Raw genomic sequence first — 9,617 nt, 5'->3', positions numbered from 1 at the left:
TTTCTCAACGGTTTTTTGACAGGGTCAGATTTAGTGCCAGCATTAGTCGGCTTCCACCCAGTTTCGCGCGTTTCACGAGATTTTTAGTCAAATTGATTTCGCCCTTTCGCTGCGATGCCAACCCCTGCTAAGAGAACACCTTACGACAACATGATTGACATTTATCGAACGACTTCGTGACCTCGAAACGTTCACCGCTCGCTCCCAATGAAAGCGACTTTGACGTGCCCCGCCTTGATTCTCCACGTGATTTCCGCAACTTGAAATTGGCATTGCTCTGCTCGCCACTCTGTCTGGCGTTGCTTGCGTTCCATTGGACCAGCCCTCTCCGTGCCGACGACGATCCAGTGCTGACACTGTCTGACTTCCAGGCTCCCGGCACAAATGATTTCAAAAGCGAAGCCGCCCCGGTCAATTTCAGCGAGATTCAACCGATCGATCTGGATTCTCGATTCGCAGAGATGCAAATGCGAATCCAAGAACTGGAATCCAACCGATTCGACGATCGAAGCACGCTGCGACAAACAAGCGAAGGCCTTCAACCCAAACCCGAAGAAGGACGCCTGTTTGCCACCTTCGAAAGCGTCCTCGTCCAGCCCACACAGAGCAACAGCACGGCGATCATCGTTCAAACCGACGAAGGGTTTTCACACATCGGGTTCCCTTGGCAAATCGAGCACAGCCCGAGGATCCAATTCGGTCGCGAAGCGGAAGACAACACACTGGGCTGGCGAGTTCGATTTTGGGAATTCCGTCACTCAGATGGTTTGATCGCCAATGATGCAAACGGACTAATCCCAACCGGAAACGAAGGCACAGCGGGCTACTTCATCGAAAACGGTGACATCCTGACTGGCCTCGCGTTCATCAACGAAGGCGAATTCCAAAGCACCGTGCGAACCGATGTGATCGACTGGGAGCTCCAGCGGCGAATCGCCAGCCCAGTGGATTTCTATGCCGGCATTCGATACGCCAAAGTTGCCCAAGGCTACTATGCCTCCACCGACGAAGGCACCATCCAAGGTCACTCCCAATTTCGAGGAATGGGACCGACCATGGCACTGCAAATCAACCATGTTCTACCGGTCGAAAACTTGCAACTTTTCGCGAATCTTCGCGGCTCGATGCTCTACGGAGCACGCAAGTTTTCCGCCACCGACAGCCTCACGCCTTTGGGTAACATTCGCCAAACCATCGGCGACATTGACTTGCGTCCCGGTGACGACTCGGCTGATTCTCTGGTGGCCAATGCCGAAATGCAAATGGGACTTCGCATCGTGATGACCGATCATTTTTCAATGACCGTTGCGATGGAAGCGATGCACTACAACGGCGTTGGCGGCCCCAACCCAACCGGAGTCTTCACTGGTCCCGACGGCGGCCTCAACGGAGACTCACCGATGGACGACAACCTTGGGTTTCTCGGCCTGACCGTTGGATCCCAGCTGAATTGGTAGCCGGAACCGCTCCGACGTTCACTCCACGCCCATTGCTTTGCGAAGCACGGGATCAAACACGTCGGCCTGGCGCATGAAACCAAGGTCGCTGGCGTGAGAACCATCGGTCGCACCGTCACCATCGGTTCCATAAAGCTCATCGCCAGCGATGTAGTGCAGCCCCGTCACGCCGTCGGCAAGCAGCGACTTGTACGCCGCCTGCAGAGCCTCATGATTCGCGGTGTGATGAGCATCACGTGCTGGCAAGATCCAACTGTTTGTGTTCCGGCGATCTTCCACCAAAACAATCGGCGTGTCCGGTTTCGCGGCACGAATTTGCTTGACCAACGGAACGCACCTCTCGGTCACCATCGCAGCATTCATGTTGGGCAGGCAATCGATGACATAGACCGCTGCGTCGACTTGGACCAAGAACTCTCCGACTTCAGCATGCATCTTTCCATTGCCAGAAAAGCCCAGGTTCACGACGGGCTGATCGAAACGACGTCCCAAAATCGCGGTGTGGACCATACCAGGACGGCTGGCACAAGCTCCATGTGTGATGCTGGTTCCGTAGAACACGATCGGCTTCTCACGTGTCGGCAACTGTTGGAATTTGCTGTCCGGCGAAACACCAATCTTCAAAGACTCGATGCCATTGTAAAGCGGAAGGTAAGCGGCGTACTCACGCATCCCCGGTGCCAATGAATCGATGACCTTTGTTTTGACTTCTTGTGATGTCGGGCGAGTGACCTGCACCCATCGCCAGTTGCCTTCACCGTCGCGGGCATAAAAATCGACCCCGCTGACTCCGGTCGCAGGCATGTGCGGCATCGCCAGATTCTTATTCAGCAATTTGTAGTGCGCGTGAATGGAGGTGGCATCTGTTTTGAATCGAACCATCATCCCAGCAGAATGACGACTCAGGTTCCAAACGTTTGATGTCACCGAACCGTTGGCGGACGCCGGGAATCGATCAAACCATCTCGCACGTTCTTGGTCGGCCAAGATCCTTCCTTCGATGTTCTGCTCCGCGACGTCGTACCACGCGACGCCGTCCTCGACCGTTCGCCCGGTCGCCATCTCCGGATCCAAATTGCCGATCGAGTCGGCAACCTTCTCTTGAGCCTCAACCGGGACGATAAACCAAGGCAACACAGCGACGAAAATGAACCATCGAATCTTCATTTGGAATGACTTTCTGATGCGGGGCAGGGGAGGGAAGGAGACGGATCCTGTTGCGGATCAATCCAGCTTCTTCGCTGAACAAAGAGGCGGCTGACCAACATAGTCGCCCTGAAGCTCCCAATGTGGGACAGCGACATGGAGCAGGGCAGGGCAGTGCGGCTTTGCAGGGACAGCACCCCCGAATCAAACGATGGTCACACCTGGTTGATTCGGCTTCCCAATGATTTCAACCGGAATGCGAACGCGATCATTGCGATGCTGGAGATAATCGCTAGTGCTCCCAAAATCCTGACCAGCGTCAGCCCAAATCCCATCGGCGCGGCCAACAGGGCGATGCCGATCAAAACAGAAAGCACGCCAGCCAAGATCAACCAGCCTTCGCCTTGGATGTGTCGACGATCTTGAATCGCAGCCGCGATCTCAACCACACCCGAAACGACCACCATCGCACCAATGACGCTGATCACAATCGTCGCGGTCAACCCAGCGACCAACATCGGATTAGCAAACACGAATATGCCAGCCAAAAATTCGATCACGCCTCGAACAATCGTTCCCGTTCGCGACGGAGTGTCACCGACCAATCCCGCGATGATCGCCATCACACCATCAAACGCCAAGAAGAATCCGGCGACTTGGGCAAACGTTGCCAACGTCATCCCGGGTTGAAACAACGCGTAGATGCCCAGAACCAACAGCAACAAACCTCGGATCAGCGGCAACCACCAAAGCGACGCCACATCCGACAGCACGTTCCGCATCGTGTCCTTCGGTTCTAAATCAGACATGCTTCGATTTCCCAAGCCTTCAAGTGGATTCGCGTGATTGCAGAGCCGAGTTGGCCACTCCAACGTGATCTCGCCCAGCGATACGCGCCGGCATCGAATTCAATCTTCGCACTTTGAGAGCAGCAATCCAACCGACCATCGGGCTTTTCCCTATCCGTTCGACTCGTTTTCGCTGCCAAGTGTCGGCATCACTCGATGAACTTCGATCTCCTTCATGGAAGGCATTCTTTCTCAATCGCGGGGCAGGGCAGGGCGGATGGAGTAGCCGGAATGTGCATTCGGCTCCACAATGGCATGGGAATCGCCACGGGATTGCAATGCGATGGCAAATGGTCGCGGTCGCAATTCACTCCCCCGATCAAACGTTCACGACTGAAAACGATCTCACCAAAGGAATGTGCACGATGGAGTCTTCTACCCAACCGCAATTTCGTTTCACGCGCCGAATCGTGATAACGACTGCATTGTTGCTGATTGGATGGACGCAGCCCGCGACCGCGCAGATCAACGAAGAACAAACGGTCCAGGCCGCGACCGCGGTACTGAACGAAACGATGTCCACGCCATTGAGCCAAATCCCAGCACAAATGTTGCAGGATTGTCACGGGGTCGCGATTGTCCCCAACGTGATCAAAGGCAGCTTCATCGTCGGTGCTCGGCACGGAAAAGGATTGTTGTTCATCCGCGATCCCGACGGCACCTGGCACGCTCCGGTGTTCATCACCTTGACCGGAGGCAACGTCGGTTGGCAAGTTGGTGTGCAAGCCTCCGACATCATTCTGGTCTTCAAAACCGCTCGAAGTGTCCAAGGCATCCTCTCCGGCAAATTGACCTTGGGTGGCGATGCCTCCGCCGCAGCCGGGCCGGTTGGACGCCAAGCCGCAGTGGCCACCGATGGTCAACTGCAAGCTGAGATCTACACCTATTCCCGAAGTCGTGGATTATTCGCGGGAGTCTCCATCGACGGAACGGTGCTTCGAGTCGATCAAGTCGCGACGGGCATGTACTACCAAAGCCCCGCACCCGGCCAACCGGTTGTAATCCCCACCTCGGCGGCCCAGCTGACCCAGGCCATCGCTCGCTACGCCGGCCAACAAGTGCAGGTCACACCGCCTGAACCCCAATCACAATTCGCTCAACAATACCGGAGTGATCGCCCCGCGGTGCTGCAGGATCAGTTGCTGCAAATCGCTCCTGAGCTCTTCAAGTTGCTGGATCCGCAATGGACGGCTCACTTGGCACTGCCGCTGTCAGCCAACCCAAACGAAGTGCCTGACCCCAACGCGTTGGCAGCCGCGGTTGCGAAATACGATCAAGTCGCGTCGGACCCACAGTATGCATCCTTGGCCGGACGTCCTGAGTTTCAATCCGTTCATAGTCTATTGAAGCACTACCAACATTCGCTGATTCCGAACGCTCAAACGCTCCAGCTTCCACCTCCGCCGATCAACCGTTGATTATCCTCTGAGTCGCACCTTCGCCCCGCAACTCTAAACGAACGATCGAATGCGTTTTCTTCTGCTTCTGCTGGCATGTCTGCCGCTGACCGTTTCATCCGCCAACGATTCGCGACCCAACATCGTTCTGATCATGGCGGACGACATTGGCATCGAAGGTCTAGGGTGCTACGGCGGAGTCTCTTACGAAACGCCTGCACTGGATCAATTGGCCAGCGATGGCGTGCGGTTCACCCACGCGTACTCGCAACCGTTGTGCACACCGACCCGAGTCCAACTCATGTCGGGCAAGTACAACCATCGCAACTGGAAGACGTTTGGAATCCTCGATCCAAACGTGAAAACCTTTGGTCACCGAATGAAGGAAGAGGGCTACGCGACAGCGATCTTTGGCAAATGGCAACTGCAATCGTACGACCCGCCCGGATATCCCGGTGCCGATGAACGCCGCGGAACAGGCATGCATCCCAAGGACGCGGGCTTCGACCAGTACGCGTTGTTCCATGCCTTGCACACCGAAGACAAAGGCTCACGCTACGCCAACCCAACGATGCTGGAAGGCGAAGCAGGGCAGGGCGGTACGCTGAAAACTTACGCGGGTCAATTTGGCGAAGACATCTGGGTCGAGAAAACGATCGACTTCCTCCAACAAGAACGCGACGAACCCGCCTTCGTTTACTACCCGATGGCTCTGCCTCACTGGCCCTTCGTGCCAACGCCAATCAGCGACGACTGGGATCCGTCGCAACCGGTCGTTGAACAACTGAAGTACTTCAAAGACATGGTGGAGTACATGGACATTGCGGTTGGGAACTTGATCAACGGCCTGCAGTCCAACGGTTTGCGAGAGAACACGATTGTCATTTTCTACGGCGATAACGGGACGCACCTGAAAGTGGTCTCCAAGCTCGCCGACGGTCGATCCATCCAAGGTGGCAAGGGCCTGACCAAGCAAACCGGCATTCACGTACCGTTGATCGTGTCCTGGCCAGGCCACATCCAACCGGCCGTGAGTGACAAGCTGATCGATGCATCGGATTTCTATCCAACGTTGATTGAATTGGCGGGCGGCAAAGTGGTGGAGGATCCAACGATGGACGGAATCAGCTTCGCCCCGGAATTGTTTGGCAAACAGGGACAGGAAAAGGAATCCCTGTTCTTTTGGTACGACCCGCGTCCCGGCGAAGACAAATCGCAGTTCACTCGCGAAGTGTTCGCACTCAATCGAACCCACAAGTACTTTCGCGACGGACGCTTGTTCCGCTTGACCAATCGACCGCTCGAAGAAATTGCCATCGACCTGGATCAAGCGACCGAGCAAGATCGAGCCGCGATGAAAGAGCTTCAACAACGCATCACCGAGGCGATGGCGGGAATCGATGAACCACCGTTGCTCGACGCCACCGGCCATCCAATCACCCAGCAAATTTCGCGGTAGCGTCGTGTGGACTTGCACGATCTGGCTGGCAAACATGCGGCCGCATCGGAACCAGATGCTCGAAAGACGAGCATCGCCTGCAGCATGAAAGCTTGGGATGAAACAGGTCGGCAAGAGTTTTTCGGAATCTGAAATCTTTTGGCAAACGCCACTGTTCCCACGTGCAAGCGGGGCGAACGCTGGACTTCGAAATGTTTGGTGTCATGGAACGCATTCGTTTGCGCACGCTTTCATCCCGGTAGGGATTAAGAAAGGCAGGAGCTGGAAGAAAAGTGGCATCCGCGATCGGAGCGTCAACACCAAACGTTTCGCAGCCCAAGCAAACGCTCACATGGTTCTGCCCGATCTTTCCTGCCTACCTGCCTAGCAACACTCCTTGGCGTTTGGAATGCGATACAATTCGGGCCTCCTGCCTGGACCCCGCCTTCCTTCCCACCTGCAGAGGTCGACGCATGCGTCCGATCGTTCAGATTTCGTTGGACCTGACCAACATTGATGAAGCCCTGGAAACCGCCGAACTTGCCATGCGAGCGGGCGTGGATTGGTTGGAAGCGGGAACACCGCTGATTCTCGCCGAAGGCTTGCACGGCGTGCGTGAACTTCGTGCCGCGTTTCCCCAAACACCAATCGTCGCCGACCTCAAAACGATGGACGGCGGGTACCTGGAAGCCGAGATGATGGCCAACGCCGGCGCGACCCACGTCGTGGTGATGGCTCGGGCTCATGAAGAAACGATTCGCTGCGTCGTCAAAGCGGGTGCTGACTTTGGTTGCCAGGTCATGGGCGACAACATGGTCAGCGAAGACATGGTCGCCGGTGCCAAACGTCTGGAAGACCTGGGGTGCGATTACGTGATCCACCACATCGGCTACGACGAACGCCGAGGCATCGCGGCTCGCGGCGATCGAATGCCAAGCCCACTCGACCAATTGCGTGAAGTCGTGCAAGCAGTCGAGGTTCCCGTTCAAGCCGTTGGTGGATTGTCGATCGAGCAAGCCATTGAGTGTCCCAAGTACGGCGCCCCTCTGGTGGTTTTGGGAGCACCGCTGACGATCGACGCCGACGCGTTTCGCACCGCCGATGGTGATTTGGAATCCTCCCTGCGAATGATCTGCGAAGCCGTGCATGCGCAAGAGGTCGCCTAACAGCGACAGCGACAACTAGCTCTCTGTCATAACCCGCAGCGTGAGCAAGGGATGGAGTTGCCCGGAGCTCCTCGCGATTGCTCTCGAATTATCAGACGTTCCGAATCTTCTTCACTTCGTCAATCAACAGGCAACCCCATGCAATCCGCCGCGGTGGTGAACTACGCTCCGGAACCGAAATCCGTCGAAATTCGCGAAATCGATCGGCCTGAGATCGGCTCGCAAGATGTCCTGCTGGAAGTCTCCCACGTCGGCGTCTGCGGCAGCGATCTTCATCAATGGACCGCACATCATTCTTGGCCGGTGAACTACCCCGTGGTTCTGGGCCATGAATTTGGCGGACACGTCGTGGAAACGGGAAATGACGTGGAGGGCTGGAACGAGGGTGACCGCGTGGTCAGCGAAACGGCCGCGATCATCGATTCCAACAACCCCATGACGCGGCGTGGCCTCTACAACTTGGACCCCACACGCAAAGGGTTTGGCTACGGCGTTGACGGGGCAATGACTCGCTATGTTCGCGTTCCCTCGCGAATTTTGCACAAGGTGCCCAAGTCGCTCGCGTTTGAACACGCTTGCCTGACCGAACCATGCTGCGTCGCCTACAACGCAGTCGTTCGCAACGCACGCATTGAACCGGGCGATCGAGTCATCGTGATGGGTCCCGGAACCATCGGCATCCTATGCGCCGCCATGGCCCGTCTTTGCGGTGCCGAGGTGGCTCTGGTTGGACTGGAATCCGACCGACATCGATTGAACATCGCGGAAGAACACTACGGCTGCCAAGGCATCATCGGTGATCCCACCAACTGGGCCAACGAGCGTGATGGGATGGGATGCGACGGCGTGATAGATGCCGCCGGCTCCAGCATCACGCTGGAAATCGCCATGCAAGTTGTGCGTCCCGCGGGATGGATCAGCAAAGTCGGCTGGGGACCACAACCGCTCGGCTACAACCTGGATCCACTGGTTCAAAAGAATGTGACTTTGCAAGGAAGCTTCAGCCACAACTGGCCGATTTGGGAACGCGTCTTGGCTTTGCTCACAAGCGGACAACTGAACGTCGCACCGATCATCGGAGGCATCTGGCCGATCGATCAGTGGCAGACCGCTTTCGAAAAAATGCACCGCGGCGAAGTCGTCAAATCGGTGCTCCAACCCATCTGATCCCAGGTGGCATAGGCTTCCAGCCTGTGTGTGCTTCACAGGCTGGAAGCCTATGCCACTTTCCTTCAACAGACAGCAGTCCAATCATGCCCCAACTGGCCGCGTTTCCCAAAGCCTACATGACCGCGTTGTGCAAAGACGGTTCGATGAAGCTGGCCGAGTGGTTTGAACTTGCCTCGACGCTGGATGTTCAAGGCCTGGAGTTCTACGCCGGCTTTCTAGAACTGGACGACCAAAGCAACTGGCCCTCGCTTCGCCAGCAGGTTGAAGACCTCGGGATGGTCATCCCCATGCTGTGTTGTTCACCCGACTTCACGCACCCAGACCAAGCCTTCCGTGACGCTCAAATCCAACAACAATTGCGTTGGATCGAGATGACAGAAACACTTGGTGGCAGCTACTGCCGAGTGCTCAGTGGACAGCGACGCCCCGAACTATCCAATGAAGAGGGCATTGAGTTGGCCGCCGACTGCATCACCCAGTGCCTTCCCTACGCTGCCGATCGCGGCATCACGCTGATCCTCGAGAACCACTACAAAGATGACTTCTGGGAGTACCCTGAGTTCGCGCAATCCATGGACGTCTTTTGCGACTTGGTGGATGCCATCGACCATCCGAACTTCGGCGTCAACTACGACCCCAGCAATGCGTTCTTAGCCGGCGACGACCCACTGGAATTGCTTCGCCGCGTGTCTCACCGCGTCGTCACCATGCACGCCAGCGATCGCTTCCTGATCGAAGGCACACTGCAAGACCTTCGCGCCGAAGAAGATGGCTCGGTCGGTTACGCTCAAAGACTCCGTCATGGTGAAATCGGCAAAGGCCTGAATGATTATGATGCCATCTTTCGAGAATTGAAATCCAAAGGATTCGATTCCTGGATCAGCATCGAAGATGGCGTGGATGGAATCGACCAACTTCGTCGCAGCGCCGACTTCCTACGCGGCAAGATTTCTCAACACTGGAATTGATTCGACCGTCCCATCCCACCTGCATTC

At 56.2% G+C, this 9,617-nt stretch carries 8 protein-coding genes; 6 read left to right on the top strand and 2 right to left on the bottom strand.

Annotated elements, in window-relative coordinates:
• The first annotated feature begins 176 nt into the window (after positions 1–176).
• Positions 177–1,457, top strand: coding sequence for an Lpg1974 family pore-forming outer membrane protein (locus CEE69_RS26375; RefSeq protein ID WP_099263576.1), 1,281 nt, complete (start codon positions 177–179; stop codon positions 1,455–1,457).
• A gap of 18 nt (positions 1,458–1,475) precedes the next feature.
• On the opposite strand, the gene CEE69_RS26370 is transcribed toward CEE69_RS26375, so the two are convergent.
• Together CEE69_RS26370 and CEE69_RS26365 are read right to left on the bottom strand one after the other, a co-directional pair.
• Entirely contained in the window at positions 1,476–2,624 is a 1,149-nt protein-coding gene (locus CEE69_RS26370) for an SGNH/GDSL hydrolase family protein (RefSeq protein WP_099263575.1), read from the bottom strand.
• Between the two features lie 194 nt (positions 2,625–2,818).
• Positions 2,819–3,412, bottom strand: coding sequence for an HdeD family acid-resistance protein (locus tag CEE69_RS26365; RefSeq protein ID WP_099263594.1), 594 nt, complete (start codon positions 3,410–3,412; stop codon positions 2,819–2,821).
• A gap of 317 nt (positions 3,413–3,729) precedes the next feature.
• Between CEE69_RS26365 and CEE69_RS26360 the strand changes: the two genes are divergently transcribed.
• The 5 genes from CEE69_RS26360 (at position 3,730) to CEE69_RS26335 (ending at position 9,590) form a co-directional block, all read left to right on the top strand.
• Positions 3,730–4,869: a lipid-binding SYLF domain-containing protein gene (locus tag CEE69_RS26360; RefSeq protein WP_099263574.1), complete on the top strand. Its 1,140-nt coding sequence runs from the start codon at positions 3,730–3,732 to the stop codon at positions 4,867–4,869.
• Positions 4,870–4,918: 49 nt separating this feature from the next.
• On the top strand, positions 4,919–6,307 hold the full coding sequence (locus CEE69_RS26355) for a sulfatase-like hydrolase/transferase (RefSeq protein WP_099263573.1): 1,389 nt from the start codon (positions 4,919–4,921) through the stop codon (positions 6,305–6,307).
• A 272-nt stretch (positions 6,308–6,579) separates the two neighbouring features.
• Positions 6,580–7,452, top strand: coding sequence for an orotidine 5'-phosphate decarboxylase / HUMPS family protein (locus tag CEE69_RS26345; protein WP_233215663.1), 873 nt, complete (start codon positions 6,580–6,582; stop codon positions 7,450–7,452).
• A gap of 138 nt (positions 7,453–7,590) precedes the next feature.
• Entirely contained in the window at positions 7,591–8,619 is a 1,029-nt protein-coding gene (locus CEE69_RS26340; protein WP_099263570.1) for a zinc-binding dehydrogenase, read from the top strand.
• Positions 8,620–8,705: 86 nt separating this feature from the next.
• Positions 8,706–9,590: a sugar phosphate isomerase/epimerase family protein gene (locus CEE69_RS26335; RefSeq protein WP_099263569.1), complete on the top strand. Its 885-nt coding sequence runs from the start codon at positions 8,706–8,708 to the stop codon at positions 9,588–9,590.
• Positions 9,591–9,617: the final 27 nt, after the last annotated feature.

The sequence above is a fragment of the Rhodopirellula bahusiensis genome (assembly GCF_002727185.1).
GTDB lineage: Bacteria > Planctomycetota > Planctomycetia > Pirellulales > Pirellulaceae > Rhodopirellula > Rhodopirellula bahusiensis.
This window is presented reverse-complemented; position numbering and strand designations above follow the sequence as displayed.